Genomic DNA, 19,219 nt, shown 5'->3' on the forward strand with positions numbered 1-19,219 from the left:
CCGTCGTCGACGAGGTTGAAGGAGAACTTGAGCATGCGCTGCGCCTGCGGCGACTTCGACAGGATCTCGCGGGCGACCTGGAGGGCGTCGGACTCGAGATCGGCGTGGGCGCTGACGATGTTGACCGCGCCCATCCGGTGCATGTCGTCGGCGGTGTAGGTCCGGCCGAGGAAGAAGATCTCGCGGGCGAACTTCTGCCCGACCATGCGCGCGAGGTAGGCCGAGCCGTAGCCACCGTCGAAGGAGCCCACGTCGGCGTCGGTCTGCTTGAAGCGGGCGTGCTCGCGCGAAGCCATGGTGAGGTCGCAGACGACGTGCAGCGAGTGGCCGCCCCCGGCCGCCCAACCGTTCACGAGGCAGATGACGACCTTGGGCATCGTGCGGATGAGGCGCTGGACCTCGAGGATGTGGAGCCGGCCGCCCTCGGCCTTGACCCGGCGCTCGTCGACGCCCGCCGCAGTCGCGTCGTCGGTGTCCTCGGCGGCGTACTGGTAGCCCGAGCGGCCGCGGATGCGCTGGTCGCCGCCGGAGCAGAACGCCCACTTGCCCTCGCTGCCCGTGCCGGACGGACCCGGGCCGTTGCCGGTGAGCAGGACGACGCCGACGTCCGCGGTGCGGCGGGCGTGGTCGAGCGCGCGGTAGAGCTCGTCGACGGTGTGCGGCCGGAAGGCGTTGAGCACCTCGGGCCGGTCGAAGGCGATGCGCACGGCACCGAGGCCCTTGGCCCGGTGGTAGGTGATGTCGGTGAAGTCGAACCCCTCGACCTCGTCCCACGCCGCCGGGTCGAACGTCTCGCTCACGCCATCGATCGCAGTCACGCGTCGGAGCCTAACGGGGCGCCGAGAGGCGCCGGTCGCCGCGGCAGGCTCCGGCCGGCTGTCAGCGCTGCCAGCCGTAGTCGGCGCCGGCCTCGGCCTCGACGACCTCGTCGGGCACGACGACGAAGTGGGTGCGCTCGGCCTCGGTGAGGGTGGCCGGGTCGACCTTGCCGTCGGGGTCGACGATCTCGAGGTGCGCCCGCAGGGCGCCTTCCGCGAACTCGTTCCACGTGAGGCCGGAGCGCTTCGCGTAGCCGCGGGCCTGCTTGAGGAGGGCCGAGTCGATGCTGATCGTCGTCTGCTGCATGCCCCCATCGCAGCTCACGCCGTCGCCGTTGGCAAGAGACGCGCGGGTAGGTTCGCCCCATGGCGCCACCCGGACCGTCGCTCGATGACGTGCTGGCGACCCTGCGGGTCGTCTCGATCCCCATGCGCGTCCGCTTCCGCGGCGTCACCGAGCGCGAGGTCGCCCTCGTCGAGGGTCCAGCGGGGTGGGGCGAGTTCGGCCCATTCCTCGAGTACGGACCGACCGAGGCGAGCCGGTGGCTCGACGCCGCCGTCGAGGCCGCGTGGACCGGCTGGCCGGACCCGGTGCGCAACTCGGTCCAGGTCAACGCCACCGTTCCCGCCGTCGCGGCCGAGGCCGTCCCCGCTCTGCTGCAACGGTTCCCGGGGTGCACGACCGCCAAGGTCAAGGTCGCCGAACGCGGTCAGGAACCGAACGACGACGTATGCCGTGTGGCCGCCGTCCGTGACGCGATGGGACCTTCCGCTCGGATACGGGTGGACGCCAACGGGGCCTGGGACGTCGACACGGCGAGGGACGTGCTCGGGAGGCTCACGGCATACGGGATCGAGTACGCCGAGCAGCCGTGCGGCACGGTCGAGGAGCTGCGCGACCTGCGAGTCGTGCTGGCGCGCAACGGGATCGACGTGCCGGTCGCCGCGGACGAGTCGATCCGCAAGGCCGAGGACCCGCTGCGCGTGCGCGACCTCGAGGCGGCCGACGTCATCGTCATCAAGGCCGCACCGCTCGGGGGAGTGCGACGTGCGCTCCAGGTCGTCGAGGAGTGCGGGCTGCCGGCCGTCGTCTCGTCCGCGCTCGACACGAGCGTCGGCATGGCTGCCGGGGTCGCGCTCGCGGCCGCGCTGCCGGAGCTCGACCACGCCTGCGGCCTCGGGACCGTCGCCCTGCTCGACGGCGACGTGACGGCCGACTCGCTCGTGCCCCAGGACGGTGCGCTGCCGGTCCGCCGGGTCGTCGCCGACGCCGAGCTGCTCGACCGGCACGCAGCGTCGCCTGAACGGGCAGCATGGTGGCGAGAGCGGGTCACGGCTGCATGGGAGGCGAGATGATCGACGTCCGTTGGGTCTGGGTGTTCCTCGACACGGCCGAGGCCGACGCCGGCCGGTCGTGGGAGTTCTGGGCCGAGGTGACCCGGTCTCGGCTCGCCGACCGACGCGGGCCGCAGGACGAGTTCTCGACACTGCTGCCGCGCAGCGGGGACGCGTGGGTCAAGCTCCAGGCGGTCGGGGACGGCGGTGGGGTGCACGTCGACCTCGACGTCGACGTGCCGCTGTCGGAGGCGGCCGAGAAGACGACGCGTCTGGGTGCGACCGAGGTCCACCGCGACAGCGACTTCGTCGTCCTGCGCTCGCCGGCCGGTTTCACCTTCTGCCTCACCTCGTGGGCCAACGCGGGCTCGGCGACGACCCAGGTGCGCGACGGCGAGCCCGACCTGCTCGACCAGGTGTGCGTCGACATCCCGTCCGAGCACTACGCCCGTGAGGTCGATTTCTGGGAGTCGCTGACGGGATGGCCGAAGCGTCCGGGCAGCCTGCCCGAGTTCGTGTCGCTGACCCGGCCGGACGGCATACCGGTGCGGTTCCTGCTCCAGCGGCTTGGGGAGGCGAGCGGCACGGCACGCGGGCACGTCGACCTCGCCTGCCGCGACCGGGCCGCGAGCCGGGACGTCCACGTCGCCGCCGGCGCCGAGGTCGTCTCGGAGCAGGAGTTCTGGACCGTCATGCACGACCCTGCCGGGCGCACCTACTGCCTCACCGACCGGCAGCCCTGAACCATGGCCTACGACGAGGTGCTGGCCCAGAGGCTTCACGACCTGCTCGACAACGAGCCGGGCCTGAGCACGCGGGCGATGTTCGGCGGGCTCGGGTTCATGCTCGACGGCCACATGGCCGTGGCCGCCGGCAGCGGTGGCTCGCTCATGGTGCGGGTCGACCCCGCCGACGGCGAGGCGTGGACCGACGGGGAGTCGGTGGGGCCGATGGAGATGCGCGGGCGTGCGATGGCCGGGTGGCTGCTCGTCGACGGTCCCGAGCTCGCCGAGGACGAGCGGCTGCGGCTGTGGGTCGGTCGTGGCGTGGAGTTCGCGCGCTCGCTGCCGCCGAAGCAGTGACGAGGCGCCGCCCGGGCGGCCGGAGCGGCCACATGGCGCCGCGGGCGACCGCCCACCCGGCGATGTTGGCGAACTGCTGGTCGCCGCACAGGTGGGGTGCCTACCCTGACAGGCACCGGCGGATGGAGGGTCGATGGCGACCAAGGGCCTGAGAGGGCGGCGCACCGCGCTCGAGCGCGCCCGCTCCGCATGGGCCGACCGGGTCGGGCCTCGTGCACGACCGGACGACGTCGACGAGACGATCGTCGACAGCTGGGACCGCAGCGCCGACAGCGTCCCCGAGGGCGTCACCGAGGCGCCGATGGCGGACCCCGACCAGACGCGGGCCGAGTTCGAGGACTCGCCGCTGCACGTCGCCGTCGGCAACATCTCGACCGAGCTGCGGCGCGCCGCCGAGGACGGCGACCTCGTCGTCGCCGTCACCGACCGTGACACCCGGATCCTGTGGACGTACGGCGGGCGCGTCATGCGCCGCAAGGCCGAGCGGGTCAACTTCGTCGCAGGCGGTCGGTGGGACGAGGAGAGCGTCGGCACCAACGCGCTCAGCCTCGCGCAGCGGACCGGGCGGACGCAGACGGTCTTCTCGGCCGAGCACTACGCGCCGATCGTCCACAACTGGGTGTGCTGGGCGGCGCCCGTGCACGACCCCACGACCGGCGAGCAGATCGGCGTCCTCGACCTGTCGACGACCTGGGACCGGACCCACCCGATCGGTGCCGCGACGGCGACCGCGCTGGCCGCCCTGCTCGAGCGGGAGATCCCCCGCGGAGGACCTGCCGCCGCGGCGCCGAGGCTGGGGTCCGGCCTCGCGCTCCGGCTCCTCGGCGCGGCTGAGGCGCACCTCGACGGCTCGCGGCTGCTCCTCACGCGGCGGCAGAGCGAGATCGTCGCGCTCCTCGCGCTGCACCCCGAGGGGCTCACCCTCGATGCCCTGCACGCCGCGCTCTACGGCGACGCTCGGGTCTCGCCCTCGACCCTCAAGGCCGAGGTGTCCCACCTCCGTCACGCGCTCGGGGGGCGGCTGGCCTCGCGCCCCTACCGGCTCGACCTGCCGGTGTCGTGCGACGCCGTCGAGGTGATGCGCGCGGTCCGCAGCGGTGATGTCGAGAAGGCGGTCACGGCATACGGAGGAGATCTCGTGCCGGGGACGGACTCGCCCGAGCTGACGCAGACGGGGGAGTACCTCGCGGTCGCCGTGCGCGAGTCACTGCTCGCCGACCCACGGCCCGACGTCGTCGCCCGCTACGCCCGCGCGGTGCCGTGGGACGTCGAGGTCGTCGAGCGGGCGCTCGCGGTGCTCGGCGACCACCCGCACCCGGCACGGGCCGAGCTCGTCGCCCAGCGGCGCGCGGCGCAGCTCTGACGCCCGGCCGAGCCCGGCCAACCTTCGACCAACCTCTCCCGACCTAGCGTCCGGACCAGGTGGTGACGCAGTGGCGCGTCACCTCGTGGACAAGGAGGTCCGGTCATGGTCTACGCACCCCCGAACGCCGAGGGCTCGAAGGTGGCGCTCCCGTCGCACTTCGACAACTTCATCGGCGGCAAGTGGGTCCCGGCGCAGGACGGCGAGACGTTCGAGGACATCTCGCCGGTCGATGGCAAGGCGTTCGCGACGGTCGCCCGCAGCAAGCAGGCCGACATCGACGCCGCGGTCCAGGCCGCGCACGACGCCAAGGACGCCTGGGCGCGCACGTCGACGACCGAGCGCAGCAACATCCTGCTCAGGATCGCCGACCGGCTCGAGGAGCACCTCGAGGAGCTCGCCGTCCTCGAGACGTGGGAGAACGGCAAGCCGGTGCGCGAGACCCTCGCCGCGGACCTGCCGCTGGCCATCGACCACTTCCGCTACTTCGCCGGCGCCGTGCGCGCCCAGGAGGGTGGGATCTCCGAGATCGACCACGACACGATCGCCTACCACTTCCACGAGCCGCTCGGCGTCGTCGGCCAGATCATCCCGTGGAACTTCCCGATCCTCATGGCGACGTGGAAGCTCGCCCCCGCGCTCGCGGCCGGCAACTGCGTCGTCCTCAAGCCCGCCGAGCAGACCCCGGTGTCGATCCTGCGCGTCGTCGAGATCATCGCCGACCTCCTGCCCGACGGCGTCCTCAACGTCGTCAACGGCTTCGGCGTCGAGGCGGGCAAGCCGCTCGCGTCGCACACCGGTATCGCCAAGATCGCCTTCACCGGCGAGACGACGACCGGGCGGCTCATCATGCAGTACGCCTCGCAGAACATCATCCCGGTGACCCTCGAGCTCGGCGGCAAGAGCCCGAACATCTTCTTCTCCGACGTCATGGCCGAGGACGACGCGTTCTTCGACAAGGCGCTCGAGGGCTTCACGATGTTCGCGCTCAACCAGGGCGAGGTGTGCACCTGCCCGTCCCGCGCACTCGTCCAGGAGTCGATCTACGACCGGTTCATGGAGCGCGCCATCGAGCGCGTCAACGCCATCACCGTCGGCAACCCGCTCGACCCGGCCGTCATGGTCGGCGCGCAGGCGAGCAGCGACCAGCACGAGAAGATCCTCAGCTACCTCGACATCGGCAAGCAGGAGGGCGCCAAGGTGCTCACCGGCGGCGACAGGCGCACGGTCGAGGGGCTCGAGGGCGGCTACTACATCCAGCCGACCGTCTTCGAGGGCGACAACTCGATGCGGATCTTCCAGGAGGAGATCTTCGGCCCGGTCCTCTCGGTGACGACCTTCAGCGACAAGGACGACGCGCTGCGCATCGCCAACGACACCCTCTACGGCCTCGGAGCGGGACTGTGGACGCGCGACACGAACACGGCATACCGGCTCGGTCGCGGCATCGAGGCGGGACGCGTGTGGGTCAACTGCTACCACGCCTACCCGGCGCACGCGGCGTTCGGCGGCTACAAGCAGTCCGGCATCGGGCGCGAGAACCACAAGATGATGCTCGACCACTACCAGCAGACGAAGAACCTGCTCGTCAGCTACAGCCCCGACAAGCTCGGCTTCTTCTGAGCCGGCCGGGAGCGATGCAGCGATGAACCAGCCATCGGTGGCGACCCGCGTCGAGCTCACGGACCCTGCCGCAGAGCTGCTCGCCCGCCTGGAGCGGACCCACGGTCCGCTGATGTTCCACCAGTCCGGCGGGTGCTGCGACGGGTCGTCACCGATGTGCTTCCCGGTCGGGGAGTTCCTCACCTCGGACGCCGACGTGCTGCTCGGCACGCTGGCGCCCGAGGGCGTGACGCCCGTCGAGTTCTGGATGAGCGCGTCGCAGTACGAGTACTGGAAGCACACGCACCTCACCGTCGACGTCGTGCCCGGCCGCGGCTCGGGCTTCTCGGTCGAGGCCCCCGAGGGCGTGCGCTTCCTCATCCGTTCGCGGCTCATGACCGAGGAGGAGCTCGTCGCCTTCGACCTGCTCTGACGCCCTCCGGGACAGGTGGGCGGTCGCGTATGCCGGCCGCCCACCTCCGGACGTAGGCTCGCTCGCGTGCCCCTGCTCCTCGACCTCGAACCGCTGAGGAGCAACACCGACTACCGCCGCCTGTATGCCGGCTTCACCCTCTCGAACGTCGGCTCCCAGCTCGCCGTGGTCGCCATCGGGCTCCAGGTCTACGACCTCACCCGGTCGACGGCGTCGGTGGGCGTCGTCGGGCTGTGCGCCCTCGTGCCGCTCGTCGTCATGGGGCTCTACGGCGGGACGCTCGTCGACCACTTCGACCGCCGCGTCGTCGGGCTCGTCGCGCAGTCGGTGGCCTTCGTCGTGTCCGTGCTGTGCGCGGTGCAAGCGTGGATGGGCAACACGTCGGTGCTCGTCCTCTATGCGCTCGTGGCGGCGTGGAACGCGGCCTTCGCGGTGTCGTCGCCGGCCCGCACGTCGATCTACCCGCGCATCCTCCGGCGCGACCAGCTGCCCGCCGCCAACGCGCTCTCGGTCTTCGCGATGAACGCGTCGATGACGGTGGGGCCGTTGCTCGCCGGCCTCCTCGTCGACTGGGGCGGATTCCGAGCCGCCTACACCGTCGACGCCATCATCACGACCGCCGCACTGTGGGGACTGGCCCGGTTGCCATCTCTCCCACCGGAACCCGACAGCGTCCGGCAAGGTGACGGCCTGGCCACCACAGTTGCGGACGCAAGGCAGCGGCGGGCACCCGGCATACGGTCGGTCCTCGACGGATTCTCGTTCCTCGCGACGAGGCCCAACGTGCGCATGACCTTCGTCTCCGACATCTGCGCGATGGTGCTCGCCCAGCCGCGCGTGCTCTTCCCGGCGGCGGGCGCGGTGATCTTCGGCGGGGGAGCGACGACGGTCGGCGCGCTCTCGGCGGCGGCCGCCGTCGGGGGCATCGGCGCGATGTTCTTCTCCGGGCGTCTCGGCTCGGTCGTCCACCAGGGGCGGGCCATCCTCGTCTCGATCGTGGGCTGGGGCGCGGCGATCGCCGGTCTCGGGGCCGCGATGCTCGCCGCCGGCGACATACTCACCCGCGGTCAGGCCCTGTGGGTGGGGCTCGTCTGCATGGCGGTCGCGGGCGGGTCGGACTCAGTGAGCGCGGTCTTCCGCACGACGATCCTGCAGTCGGCGACGCCGGACCACCTGCGCGGCCGTCTCCAGGGCGTCTTCATCGTCGTCGTCGCCGGAGGACCGCGTCTCGGTGAGCTGCTCGGCGGGTTCGTCGCCGAGAACGTCGGCGAGGGGACGACGGCTCTCGCGGGCGGGATTGCCTGTGTCGCAGCGATGGTCGTGCTCGCGCGGGTGACGCCGGGCTTCCTCCGCTACGACGCGCGCAACCCCACGCCCTAGTCCACCTGGTCGTTGGCCGGCAGGTCGAGGCCGAGCAGGGCGTTCTCGACGACCTCGGCGAGCGCGGGGTGGATCCAGTACTGCCCGCGCGCGACGGTGTGCGCGTCCTGCCCGAACGACGCCGCCTGGATGAGCGGCTGGATGAGCGTCGAGGCGTGCGGCCCCATGCAGTGCGCGGCGAGCAGCTGTCCGGTCTCGGGGTCGGCGTAGACGGTGAGGATCCCGGTCGTGTCCTCCAGCGCCCACCCGTATGCCGTGTCGCCGAACGACTGCGTGTAGCTCACGTAGGGGGTCTGCGCCTCGTCGAGCTCGGCCCTGGTCGGCCCGAACGCGGCGACCTGCGGGTGGCCGAAGACGGCGTGCGGGACGAAGCGGTGGTCGGCGTCCATCGGCTTCGGGTCCGACTCGCGGGCTCGACCGGTGTCGACGGCGATGTTGTGGGCGACGACCCGCGCCTCGTGGTTGGCGACGTGCTTGAGCTGCCACGCGTTGGCGACGTCACCGAGCGCCCAGACACCGTCGGCGGTGGTGCGCTGCTGCTCGTCGACGACGACGACACCGCGGTCGTCGAGCTCGATGCCGCCGGCCTCGACGTCGAGTCGCTTGCCGTTGGGCGTCCGGCCGATGGCGACGAGCACGGCGTCGGCCTCGACGTCGGTGTCGCCGTCGAGACCCTTGAGGTGCAGGGTCCACGTGCCGTCGTCCGCGCGGGTCGCGCCGGACACCGTCGTCTCGAGCCGGACGTCGTGGTGGCCGCGGGCAAGCTCGGTGTAGCGGCGCGAGATCTCGGCGTCCTCGGCGCGCAGGAGGTGGGCCGACCGCTGGATCTGGGTGACCTCGACGCCGAGCGAGCCGAAGACGTGGGCGAACTCGCAGGCGACGAACCCCCCGCCGACGATTGCCATCCGGCGCGGCAGCGCGTCCATCCGCATCACCGTGTCGCTCGTGTGGACGCTGCGGTCGGGGTCGACGCGGTCGAGCCCGTCGATCTCGAGCAGGTCCGCGCGCGAACCCGCGGCGACGACGACCCGGTCGGCGGTGATCTCCTCACCGGTCGAGAGCGCGAGGCGGCGCTCGCCGACGAAACGGGCCGTCGCGGCATACACCGTGACGAAGTCCTGGCTGCGCCGGTAACGCTCGCCGCCCGCGGCGATCTCGTCGATCCGGTCGGCGAAGATCCGGTCGCGGATCGCCGGCCAGTCGACCTCGACGTCGCGGCTGATCGTCACGCCGAGCCGCTGCGCCTCGCGCGACTCGAGGACGCGGTCGGCGGGCAGGACGAGCATCTTCGTCGGGATGCAGCCGACGTTGAGGCAGGTGCCGCCGAACGTGCCCTCCTCGACGATGGCGATGTCGAGTCCCTCGAGCTCGGGCGTGATGAGCGAGTTGCCCGACCCGGTGCCGATGATGATCAGGTCGTGGTGTCTCGCCATAGCAGCAGCGTATGCCGGGTGCTTCCGGCTCTCTCGGCCGTCCACATGGGCGGTGGTCGCGGTTGGTCGTCCACAGGCCCGGGCGAGCAGGCTCGACGCGGTCCTCGACGGGGCGTTGGCTGGTCGCATGATCGACGCGGGGGACCTGAGACGGCGGGCGGGACGGTGGCGGCAGGCGACCGACACGACCCGGCGCGAGTGTGCCGTGCTCGTGAGGGTGTCGGAGCTGAGCTGGCGGTCTCCGTCGGCCGCGGAGTTCCGGCGAATCATCGACGTGCGGCTCCGTGAGCTCCACGACCTCGCCGCCCGCGAGGACGCCGTTGCCGACCTCCTCGACCGAGTGGCCGACGCGGCGGAGCGGGCGGCGTGAGCGACCTCGTCGTCACCGGTGGGGCCGGCGGGATCGAGGTCGCGGTCGAGGACCTGCGACGTGCGGCGTCGCGCCTTCGGGCGAGCGCGGACGAGATCGAGCGCGTGGTGCCCGAGCGATGGCGCGCGCCGCCGTGGGACCTCATTTCGGCCTCTCCCGACCTCGCCCACCTCGTCGTTCGGGCACGGCTGGCCTCTGCGGCATGCGCCGATGCGGTGCAGCACGGCGTCGAGCGGCTGCGGGACCTCGCGGCCTCGACCGACCGGTCTGCGGAGAGGTACGAAGCGGCCGAGGCGTCGGTCCGCGGGCTCGTCGCGGGGCTGCACGACCAGGCGATGGGCATCGCGTGGCTCGTGTCCGAGACGACGGGTCGGGCGTTCGGTCTGCTCGACGAGGGCGAGGGATGGGACGTCTCGGTCACGGAGGTGCCGGCGCCCGACTACGTCCCGGCACCCACGACGACGGACTCCCTCCTCGCTGGCGTCGAGACCCTCGGTGGTCAGGGAAGCCGGGGCGGAGTGCGCGTGCTCGAGGTCCCCTTGGCCGACGGCACGACGACCTGGGTCGTCCAGGTGCCGGGGACGCACGGCGGCTGGGCCGAGGGCGACCCCGTGCCCATGGACTGGCCGGCCAACGTCGCCCTCATGCTGCACGCGACGAGTGCCTCGAAGGTGGCCGCCGAACGGGCGCTGTCACTGGCGCAGGCCGACCGGGCGAGCCCTCGGGACCGGGTCGTGCTCGTTGGCCACAGCCAGGGTGGGATCGTCGCCGCGGCGCTCGCGTCCGACCCAGCCTTCGCCCGGCGGCACCGGGTGACGCACGTCGTCACCGCCGGGTCGCCCATCGACGACTTCCCGGTGCCCGTCACGACCCAGGTCCTCTCGCTCCAGCACCGGACCGACCCGGTCCACGCCCTCGACCTGTCGCCGCCGCCGGACCGGCGGAGCTGGACGACGGTCGAGGCGTCGGCCCCGATCCCTGCCGGTGCGCACCTCACCGCTGGTGCCCACGCCCTCTCGGCCTACCGCTCGACCGCCGCTGCCGCCGATCGTTCCGACGACGTGTCGCTGCGCGCGTGGCGTGCCTCGTTGGCGCCGGCGCTCGCGACCGCGCCGGGCGCGCAGCCGGTGGTGCATGAGTTCCGCTCCGAGCGCCGGTGGCAGAATCGCGACTCGTGACCCCCAAGCTGCTGTTCCGCCGGGTGGCCGTCGCCGAGGCGATCACCTGGGCCCTGCTCCTGCTCGGCATGTTCCTCAAGTACGTCACCGAGACGACCGACCTCGGTGTGCGGATCTTCGGGATGGTGCACGGGGTCGTCTTCATCGCCTACGGCCTCGTCGCGCTCACGACGTGGGTCAACCAGCGCTGGTCCCTGGGCGTGGGGATGCTCGCGCTCGTCAGCGCCATCCCTCCGTTCGCCACCGTGCTCTTCGACCGGCGGGCCGAGTCCGCCGGGCTGCTCGAAGGGCTGTGGCGGTTCGCCGCCGGGGGGGAGACCCCGGGGTCACTTCCCGAGCGGGTCCTCGCCTGGCTCACCCGCAACCCGGGACTCGCCGCTGTCGTCGGGGTCGTTGCCGTCGCCGGGCTCACCGGTGTCGCCCTCTTCGTCGGCCCGCCCGCCTCGGGCAGCTGATGAACCCCTCCACCGCGCTCGCTCGCGTCCTCGTCGACGAGCTCGTCCGCGGTGGGGTGCGTGACGTCGTCCTCGCACCCGGGTCGCGCTCCGCACCCTTGGCGTATGCCGTCCAGCAGGCCGAGCGTGACGGTCGCCTGCGCCTGCACGTCCGGGTCGACGAGCGGACAGCCGGGTTCCTCGCCCTCGGGCTCGCGAAGGGCTCTGGCGCACCGGTCCCCGTCATCACGACGTCGGGCACGGCTGTGGCCAACCTCCACCCCGCGGTGCTCGAGGCCCACCACACCGGCGTGCCCCTCGTCGTGATCTCCGCCGACCGCCCCGCCGAGCTGCGGGGGACGGGCGCCAACCAGACGACGGTCCAGCCGGGCATCTTCGGACCGGCGATGCGCTGGTCCGCGGACCTACCCGCACCCGAGTCGGTCGAGTCGGTCGGCGCCTATCACCGCACCTCCGTATGCCGCGCCCTCGCCGCCGCTCTCGGCGCACCGGGCAGCGGTGTGCCCGCCTCGCACCGCGGGCCTGTCCACCTCAACGTCTCCTTCCGCGACCCCCTCACCCCCGACTTCTTGCGCACCAGCGACACCACAGGCCGGGATTCCGGGGCTTCCGTGTCGCTGGAGCGCAATCAGTTGGGGGTGCATGAGGGGCGGGCGGACGGTATGCCGTGGGTCGAGGTGCCGGGTGAAGCTCGGATCGGCGGCTCCCTCTCTCTGCGCGACGTCCCACGCACGCTCGTCGTGCTCGGCGACCTCTCGCCGTCACCGGTGACCTCGGCGCAGGTCGTCTCTTGGGCCGCGTCGCAGTCGTTCCCGATCATCGCGGAGCCCTTCGGCGACCACGTCCGCGACGGCGTCGTGCCGCACGGCCCGCTGCTCCTCACCGATGGCGACTGGCTCACAGAGCACCTGCCGGACCGGGTGCTCGTCGTCGGACGCATGACCCTGTCCCGTGCCGTGGCCGGACTCCTGCGCAACCCGGACGTGCGGGTCGAGGCGCTCAGCGCCCAGCCCCAGTGGTCCGACCCGGGCCATGTCGCCCACGTCGTCCACCCGCTGGTCGAGCTCGCCGGTGGGTCCGGCCCGGAGGGTGACGGAGCGTGGGCGTCGACGTGGGCGGACGCCGGATCGGCTGTCGCGCAGGCGGTGTCGGCGTCCCCAGCCGAGTGGGGGACCGGGTTGGCCGTCGGGATGCTCGTCGGCGAGGTCCTGCCCGAAGGGGCGCGGCTCTTCGTCGGATCCTCCAACCCGGTGCGCGACCTCGACCTCGGCATGGCCCCCCGCGACGCGCCACTCACCGTCGTCGCCAACCGCGGTCTCGCCGGCATCGACGGGTGCCTCTCGACCGCCGTCGGGCTCGCCCTGACGACCGACGCACCGAGCTATGCCTGGGTCGGGGACCTCACCTTCCTCCACGACAGCAACGCGCTGGTCATCGGACCCGACGAGCCCCGGCCGGACCTCACGATCCTCGTCACCAACGACGGGGGCGGCGGCATCTTCCGCACCCTCGAGCACGGGGCGCCCGAGCGGGCCGACGACTTCGGCCGCATCTTCGGCACGCCGACGGGGACCGACTTCGGGGCACTGTGCCGGGCACACGGCATACGCCACGTTCTTGCGCGCACGCGCGAGGAGGCGGCCGAGGCGCTGTCCGCGACGCCCGCCGGCCTCACCGTCGTCGAGGTGCCGGTCGACCCCGAGTCGCACCGATCCGCGCACGAGAGGCTGCGGCAGGTCGCGCGCGAGGCCCTGGCGATTTCGGGCTGAGCGGACGGCTTGCGAGAATGAGGACGTGACCACCACCCCGCAGCGCACGGACGTCCTCGTCGTCGGAGCCGGTCCGGCCGGCTCGGCAGCAGCGGCCTGGGCGGCCCGCGCCGGGCGCGACGTCGTCCTCGCCGACGCGGCCGTCTTCCCGCGTGACAAGACCTGCGGCGACGGGCTGACGCCACGCGCCATCGGCGAGCTCGAGCGGCTCGGCCTGCGCGACTGGGTCCGCGGGCACACGGTCAACAAGGGCCTGCGCGCGCACGGCTTCGGCCAGACGCTGCTGCTCGAGTGGCCGGGCGGCACGCTGCCCGACTACGGCTCGGCGGTCGCGCGCACCGAGCTCGACGACCACCTGCGCACGACCGCGCTCAAGTCCGGCGCGCTCGGCGTCGAGGGTGCCAAGGCGGTCGACGCCCGCATCGAGGGTGGGCGTGTGCGCGGCGTGACCTTCAAGCGCGACGGCGAGACCTTCGAGATCGAGTGCGAGCGGCTCATCGTCGCCGACGGCGTGCGCTCGACGCTCGGCAAGGTGCTCGGCCGCGAGTGGCACAAGGACACCGTCTATGCCGTGGCCGGCCGGTGCTACGTCGACTCCGGCATGTCCGACGACCCGTGGATCAGCAGCCACCTCGAGCTGCGCGGCGAGGACGGCGAGATCCTCTCGGGCTACGGCTGGATCTTCCCGCTCGGCGGCGGCCAGGTGAACGTCGGCGCCGGCACCCTCGCGACGACGAAGCGCCCGGCCGAGGTCGCCATCAAGCCGCTCATGGCGCACTACGTCGAGGAGCGCCGGGCCGACTTCCAGCTCAGCGGCGAGGCTCGGATGCCCACGAGCGCACTCCTGCCGATGGGCGGTGCGGTGAGCAACATCGCCGGGCCCAACTGGGCCCTCATCGGCGACGCGGCCGCCTGCGTCAACCCGCTCAACGGCGAGGGCATCGACTACGGCCTCGAAGGTGGGCGGCTCGTCGTCGACCTGCTCGACACCGACCTGTCGGTGACGTGGCCCGCGACGCTGCAGGAGCACTACGGCGAGGCGTTCTCCATCGCCCGCCGCCTGGCCGGTGTCGTCACCGTGCCGCGGGTGCTGCCCGCGCTCGGTCCGGCCGGCATGCGCTCGGACTGGCTCATGACGCTCGCGCTCCGCTGGATGGGCAACCTCGTCACCGACGAGGACCGTGATCGAGCCGCGCGCGTGTGGCGCTGGGCCGGCCGGCGTTCCGTCGCGCTGGACTCCCGCCCGCCCTTCACCTGATCAGCCGAGTCTCCCGCGCGACCGGGCACGCCCGCGACGGGGCTCGCGAGCCTGGCTGCCGCTCCCGAGCCTGGATGACGAGGCTCGGGAGCGGTGACAGGGCTCGCGAGCCGCTTGCCCTTCTGGAACGGGTCGTCAGGAGCGGGCGAGGGCGTTGCGGACGCCCGGCTCCGGGTCGCCGAGCACCGGGTTGCGGTGGCTCAGGACGTCGACAGCGGCCTTGACGTTGGCGACCTTCTCCCGCGCCCACCCGACCTGCCAGTCGCGGGGGAAGCGGTCGCGCACGGTGACGTCGCCGACACCCTCGGTCGTCATGCCGGCCGCGCGGCACAGCGCCACCGCTCGGCCCACGTGGTACTGCTGCGAGACGACGGTGACCTCGTCCACTCCGAAGATCCGGTGCGCGCGCTGGCACGAGTCATGGGTGTCACGACCCGCGAAGTCGAGCACCACCGCCTCCGTCGGGACGCCCGCCTCGACGAGGTAGTCGCGCATGGCGGTCGGCTCGTCGTAGGAGTGGGTGCGGTTGTCGCCGGACACGAGAAGGACCCGGACCTTGCCGGTCTCGTAGAGCTGGGCCGCCGTGTCGAGGCGCGCCTTGAGGTAGGGCGACGGCGTCCCGCCCGGGTCGATCCCGGCGCCGAGGACGAGCGCCACGGGAGCCGTCGGTGCGTCGGCCACCGAGTGCACGCGTCCGGCCGAGGCCACCGAGACCCACAGCCACGGACCCAGCACACCCACAGCTCCCAGCCCGGCGAGTGCCGCCAGGACCCGCACCCAGCGCCGCCCCCAGAGTCTCTTCACGGGCCCAAGTCTGCTGCGGGCGCGATCCCGAGTGTCGGACATCCGGGCCATCACACGCCGGGAAGGCCCCGGATCCCCGACACTTGAAGGCGCCGCGAGACGGTTCCCCGGCTCAGGTGGATCACGGACGGGTGGCGGTGAGGGCGTCGCGCATGGGGATGAGCTTGGCGTCGGACTCGGCCACCTCGTCCTCCGGCACCGAGCCGGCGACGATGCCGCACCCGGCGTAGAGCGACATCCGCTGCGGGTCCTCGGGGTTGATCGCCCCCGAACGCAGGGCGATACCCCACTCGCCGTCGCCGCTGGCGTCCATCCAGCCGACCGGTCCGGCGTAGCGGCCGCGGTCCATGTGCTCGAGCTCGGAGATGAGCGCGTCGGCCACCGGGGTGGGCGTGCCGCACACGGCCGCGCTGGGGTGCAGCGACGCCGCCAGCGACAAGGACGACGTCGAGTCGGTGAGCACGCCGGCGACGTCGGTCGCGAGGTGCATGACGTTGGAGAGGTGCAGGACGAAGGGCGCCTCGGGCACGTTCATCGAGGAGCAGTGCGGCGCAAGGGCATCGGCGACCGAGCGCACGGCGTACTCGTGCTCCTCGAGGTCCTTCGACGACCGCGCCAGCGAGGCCGCGAGTGCGAGGTCGTGCTCGTCGTCGCCCGTCCGGCGGATCGTGCCGGCCAGCACCCGCGAGGTGACGAGCCCCTTCTCGCGGCGGACGAGCATCTCGGGCGTCGCACCGACGAGCCCGTCGACGGCGAAGACCCAGGTCGACTCATAGCTCTCGGCGAGCCTCGACAGGAGCCACCGGACGTCGATGGGCGCAGCGGTGTGCACGTCGAGGTCGCGCGCGAGCACGACCTTGTCGAGGTCGCCGCGCTGGATGCGCAGCACCGCCTCGGCCACGGCCCCCGCCCACTCGGTCGGGGAGAGCGACCCGTCGGCGAAGGCGACCTCGCCCGGGGCCTCGACGTCGTCGGCGACGACGGGCTCGACGCTCGGCGGCAGGGCGTCGGTCGTGGTCGTCGTCGTGACCCACCACCGGTCGCCGCGGCGCCCGATGACGACCGACGGCACGACGAGGGTGGCCCCGACCGGTGAGTCGGCGGCATACGAGAGGGCGCCGAAGGCGACCGGTCCGGTGCCCGGCAGGTCGACCTCGTCCCGGACCACGGCGGAGGCGGACACCGACTGCCACCACGTCTCGAGCGCGGCGAAACGGGGCTCGCCGTGGGCGGTGACGGAGGCGGCCCGGCCCCAGCCGACGAGGCCCTCGCCGCGGCGCACCCACGAGGTGGTGTCGCGCGCGTCGGTCGCCGGCAGCAGCGACAGCAGGGCGGCACCGTCGGCGGGGGAGAGGGGGACCGTTCGGGTGACCAGCGGCGCGAGGGGCGCGGTGCCGGGGTCGGGCGTGGGCAGGGACGTCATCACCGGGAAGCGTAGTCCCGGAGCGGTCCCGGCCCCGCACCGAACCCGTGTGGCGCGGTGAGAGGATGACGACATGAGCCGTGCCTCCCTCGACAAGCAGCCGCGCGACGTCGCCGCGATGTTCGACGACGTCGCCGAGCGCTACGACGTCACCAACGACGTCCTGTCCCTCGGTCAGGACCGCCTCTGGCGTCGCGCCGTCGTCAAGGCCGTCGACGCCAAGGGGGGCGAGCGGGTGCTCGACATCGCCGCGGGCACAGGCACGTCGAGCGAGCCCTTCGCCGACCACGGGGTGCACGTCGTCCCCGCCGACTTCTCCCTCGGCATGCTGCGCGTGGGCAAGAAGCGCCGGGACGACCTCGGCTTCACCGCCGCCGACGCGATGCGGCTGCCCTTCGCCGACGCCTCCTTCGACGCGGTGACGATGTCGTTCGGGCTGCGCAACGTCGCCGACGTCGATGCCGCGCTGCGCGAGTTCGCCCGGGTCACCAAGCCCGGTGGGCGCCTCGTCGTGTGCGAGTTCAGCCAGCCGGTCAACGGCCCCTTCCGCAAGGTCTACAGCGAGTACCTCATGGAGGCGCTGCCCCGCGTCGCCCGCAAGGTGAGCTCGAACCCCGAGTCCTACGTCTACCTCGCCGAGTCGATCCAGGCGTGGCCCGACCAGCGCGCGCTCGCGACCCGCGTCGCCGCCGCCGGCTGGGGCGAGGTCGAGTGGCGCAACCTCACCGGCGGCATCGTCGCCCTCCACCGCGCGACCAAGGCCTGAGGAGCTCAAAAAGCGGGACTTAGGTTCGCCTTAGTGCAGGGCGCGAAACCGGCTGCATAGAGTAGGGCGTTGTTCGTGAAGACTTTCACAAGCAAGGTGTCCCGTTGACGTTTCTCCCTGACGCTGCAGGCGTCGTCGTCATCGGAGCCGGCGCCGCCGGTTCCGCTGCTGCGGCACACCTGTCGGCGGCGGGGGTCGACGTCCTGCTCCTCGAGCGCAGCGCCGAGAGCGACCCGCGTCCGGGCGCCGCGGCACTCACACCGGCCGCCGTCCGCGAGCTCGCGGTCCTCGGCCTCCCCGAGTCCGACACCTCCGGCTGGCACCGCACGACCGGCGTCCGCTTCGTCGCGGGCACGACTGGCGGCATGCGCCTCGCCCTCGCGTGGCCCGACGCGCAGGGTCGTGCGACCCACGGCCTCACCGTCGCCCGCTCGGTCCTCGACGACACCCTCGCCTCGTATGCCGTCCGCTCCGGTGCGCGCCTGCACCGCGCCACCGAGGTCACCGGGCTCACCCGCGACGCCGCTGGTCGCGTCACCGGTGTCACGACGGAGGACGGCGCGACCGTCACCGCCGACGTCGTCGTCGACGCGTCCGGCGTGCAGACCGTGTCGCATCCGGGCAAGAAGTCGGGGGGGCCGGTCGCGGTCTCCGCCGACTTCGAGAGCCCGCGCCACGGCGACGACCACGTCGAGACCTGGCTTCGCCTCACCGCCGGCGACGGCGCCGGCCTGCCCGGCCACGGCTGGATCGTCGGCCGCGGCGACGGCCGCGTCACCGTCGGCGTCGGCGCCCTCGCCGACGACACGACCGCCACGACCGACGCCTGCGCTGGGGTCCTGCGCCGCTGGCTCACCGCGCTCCCCGCGAACTGGGAGCTCACCGAGACCACGATGACCGGCCCCGTCGCCGGGTCCCGCCTCGCCACCACCGGTCCCAGCGGGCGAAGCGAGCGCCGCTACAACGACGGCCTCCTCGCCGTCGGCGACTGCGCTTCCGTCGCCCACCCCGTCACGGGGCAGGGCGTCGCCGCCGCGCTCACCTCCGCCCGCCTCGCCGCTGTCGTCGTCGCGCGAGCCCTCGCGCACCCGGCCGGAGCCGCGCGCGATGCCGAGCTCACGGCATACGACGACGTCCTCGACGGTGCCCTCGGACGGCACCGGACGCTGGGACGCGCGGCCGCGCAGATCCTCGACCGTCCGCTCGTCACCCGGCTCGCGACGACCTACGCCCTCCCGAGGCAGCCGCTCATGAAGCTCGCCCTCGGCGCCCTGACCACCCCCACCCCGGCTGCAGTTGAGACCTGCGTCACGCCCTCTACGATGGGGCGCGTGACCCGAGCCGCAGACCCTGGCACCGAAAGGGGAGTTGACCAGCGATGAGCAACCCCTACGTCCCGATCCTCTTCCTCCTGGCGCTCGGCTTCGGGTTCGCCGCGCTCTCGGTGGGGACCAGCCTCGTCGTCGGGCCCAAGCGCTACAACCGCGCGAAGTCCGAGCCCTACGAGTGCGGCATCCAGCCGTCGCCGCGCGCCGAGGGCGGCGGTCGCGTGCCGATCAAGTACTTCCTCACGGCGATGCTCTTCATCATCTTCGACATCGAGTCGGTGTTCCTCTACCCGTTTGCCGTCGCCTTCGACCAGCTCGGCCTCTTCGCCCTTGTCGAGATGGTCCTCTTCATTCTCACCGTCTTCGTCGCCTACGCCTACGTGTGGAAGCGCGGCGGACTGGAGTGGGACTGACATGACCCG

At 72.6% G+C, this 19,219-nt stretch carries 20 protein-coding genes; 15 read left to right on the forward strand and 5 right to left on the reverse strand.

Annotated elements, in window-relative coordinates; all coding sequences use genetic code 11:
• Both N798_RS09830 and N798_RS09835 read right to left on the reverse strand, forming a co-directional pair.
• Positions 1 to 818 (reverse strand): 1,4-dihydroxy-2-naphthoyl-CoA synthase (locus tag N798_RS09830; RefSeq protein WP_035948160.1); only part of this gene is annotated, 818 nt, incomplete at its 3' end.
• Positions 819 to 879: 61 nt separating this feature from the next.
• Complete coding sequence (locus N798_RS09835) at positions 880 to 1,125, reverse strand: hypothetical protein (RefSeq protein WP_035948104.1); 246 nt, start codon at positions 1,123 to 1,125, stop codon at positions 880 to 882.
• Positions 1,126 to 1,184: 59 nt separating this feature from the next.
• Here N798_RS09835 and N798_RS09840 point away from each other — a divergent pair, with 59 nt between their 5' ends.
• From N798_RS09840 to N798_RS09870, 7 genes are all read left to right on the forward strand, one after another.
• Positions 1,185 to 2,174, forward strand: a complete 990-nt coding sequence (locus tag N798_RS09840) for an o-succinylbenzoate synthase (RefSeq protein WP_035948105.1) — start codon at positions 1,185 to 1,187, stop codon at positions 2,172 to 2,174.
• Complete coding sequence (locus N798_RS09845) at positions 2,171 to 2,896, forward strand: VOC family protein (protein WP_198030736.1); 726 nt, start codon at positions 2,171 to 2,173, stop codon at positions 2,894 to 2,896. The genes N798_RS09840 and N798_RS09845 overlap by 4 nt, the downstream gene beginning before the upstream one ends.
• 3 nt (positions 2,897 to 2,899) lie before the next feature.
• Positions 2,900 to 3,235, forward strand: coding sequence for a TfoX/Sxy family protein (locus N798_RS09850; protein ID WP_035948106.1), 336 nt, complete (start codon positions 2,900 to 2,902; stop codon positions 3,233 to 3,235).
• A 133-nt stretch (positions 3,236 to 3,368) separates the two neighbouring features.
• On the forward strand, positions 3,369 to 4,598 hold the full coding sequence (locus N798_RS09855; protein ID WP_035948107.1) for a helix-turn-helix domain-containing protein: 1,230 nt from the start codon (positions 3,369 to 3,371) through the stop codon (positions 4,596 to 4,598).
• 105 nt (positions 4,599 to 4,703) lie between these two features.
• On the forward strand, positions 4,704 to 6,221 hold the full coding sequence (gene exaC, locus N798_RS09860) for an acetaldehyde dehydrogenase ExaC (RefSeq protein ID WP_035948108.1): 1,518 nt from the start codon (positions 4,704 to 4,706) through the stop codon (positions 6,219 to 6,221).
• A 22-nt stretch (positions 6,222 to 6,243) separates the two neighbouring features.
• Positions 6,244 to 6,633 (forward strand): DUF779 domain-containing protein, encoded by a 390-nt coding sequence (locus tag N798_RS09865; protein ID WP_035948109.1) that lies wholly within the window; start codon positions 6,244 to 6,246, stop codon positions 6,631 to 6,633.
• 66 nt (positions 6,634 to 6,699) lie between these two features.
• Complete coding sequence (locus N798_RS09870) at positions 6,700 to 8,013, forward strand: MFS transporter (RefSeq protein WP_035948110.1); 1,314 nt, start codon at positions 6,700 to 6,702, stop codon at positions 8,011 to 8,013.
• Here the strand turns inward: N798_RS09870 and N798_RS09875 are convergent.
• On the reverse strand, positions 8,010 to 9,446 hold the full coding sequence (locus tag N798_RS09875; protein ID WP_035948112.1) for a mycothione reductase: 1,437 nt from the start codon (positions 9,444 to 9,446) through the stop codon (positions 8,010 to 8,012). The genes N798_RS09870 and N798_RS09875 overlap by 4 nt on opposite strands.
• A 127-nt stretch (positions 9,447 to 9,573) precedes the next feature.
• Here N798_RS09875 and N798_RS09880 point away from each other — a divergent pair, with 127 nt between their 5' ends.
• The 5 genes from N798_RS09880 to N798_RS09900 are packed head-to-tail and all read left to right on the forward strand — an operon-like array spanning position 9,574 to position 14,476.
• Entirely contained in the window at positions 9,574 to 9,816 is a 243-nt protein-coding gene (locus N798_RS09880; RefSeq protein WP_156971697.1) for a hypothetical protein, read from the forward strand.
• The gene (locus N798_RS09885) at positions 9,813 to 10,994 is read left to right on the forward strand and encodes an alpha/beta fold hydrolase (RefSeq protein ID WP_035948114.1); all 1,182 of its coding nucleotides are present in this window, start codon (positions 9,813 to 9,815) and stop codon (positions 10,992 to 10,994) included. The genes N798_RS09880 and N798_RS09885 overlap by 4 nt, the downstream gene beginning before the upstream one ends.
• Positions 10,991 to 11,449, forward strand: coding sequence for a DUF3817 domain-containing protein (locus N798_RS09890; protein ID WP_035948115.1), 459 nt, complete (start codon positions 10,991 to 10,993; stop codon positions 11,447 to 11,449). Before N798_RS09885 ends, N798_RS09890 begins: the two co-directional genes overlap by 4 nt.
• Entirely contained in the window at positions 11,449 to 13,218 is a 1,770-nt protein-coding gene (gene menD / locus N798_RS09895; RefSeq protein WP_035948116.1) for a 2-succinyl-5-enolpyruvyl-6-hydroxy-3-cyclohexene-1-carboxylic-acid synthase, read from the forward strand. The genes N798_RS09890 and menD overlap by 1 nt, the downstream gene beginning before the upstream one ends.
• Before the next feature lie 25 nt (positions 13,219 to 13,243).
• The gene (locus tag N798_RS09900; RefSeq protein WP_035948118.1) at positions 13,244 to 14,476 is read left to right on the forward strand and encodes a geranylgeranyl reductase family protein; all 1,233 of its coding nucleotides are present in this window, start codon (positions 13,244 to 13,246) and stop codon (positions 14,474 to 14,476) included.
• A gap of 135 nt (positions 14,477 to 14,611) precedes the next feature.
• Here the strand turns inward: N798_RS09900 and N798_RS09905 are convergent, their stop codons facing one another.
• Entirely contained in the window at positions 14,612 to 15,280 is a 669-nt protein-coding gene (locus tag N798_RS09905; RefSeq protein ID WP_052117133.1) for a SanA/YdcF family protein, read from the reverse strand.
• Between the two features lie 121 nt (positions 15,281 to 15,401).
• Positions 15,402 to 16,703 carry an isochorismate synthase gene (locus N798_RS09910; protein ID WP_035948122.1) on the reverse strand — a complete coding sequence of 434 codons (1,302 nt, stop codon included), beginning with the start codon at positions 16,701 to 16,703 and terminating at the stop codon, positions 15,402 to 15,404.
• A gap of 73 nt (positions 16,704 to 16,776) precedes the next feature.
• On the opposite strand from N798_RS09910, the gene N798_RS09915 reads away from it, so the two are divergent.
• From N798_RS09915 to N798_RS09925, 3 genes are all read left to right on the forward strand, one after another.
• The gene (locus tag N798_RS09915; protein WP_035948124.1) at positions 16,777 to 17,469 is read left to right on the forward strand and encodes a demethylmenaquinone methyltransferase; all 693 of its coding nucleotides are present in this window, start codon (positions 16,777 to 16,779) and stop codon (positions 17,467 to 17,469) included.
• 104 nt (positions 17,470 to 17,573) lie between these two features.
• On the forward strand, positions 17,574 to 18,851 hold the full coding sequence (locus tag N798_RS09920; RefSeq protein WP_052117134.1) for an NAD(P)/FAD-dependent oxidoreductase: 1,278 nt from the start codon (positions 17,574 to 17,576) through the stop codon (positions 18,849 to 18,851).
• Entirely contained in the window at positions 18,848 to 19,210 is a 363-nt protein-coding gene (locus tag N798_RS09925) for an NADH-quinone oxidoreductase subunit A (RefSeq protein WP_035948126.1), read from the forward strand. The genes N798_RS09920 and N798_RS09925 overlap by 4 nt, the downstream gene beginning before the upstream one ends.
• Positions 19,211 to 19,219: the final 9 nt, after the last annotated feature.

This window comes from Knoellia flava TL1, from assembly GCF_000768675.1.
GTDB classification, from domain to species: domain Bacteria; phylum Actinomycetota; class Actinomycetes; order Actinomycetales; family Dermatophilaceae; genus Knoellia; species Knoellia flava.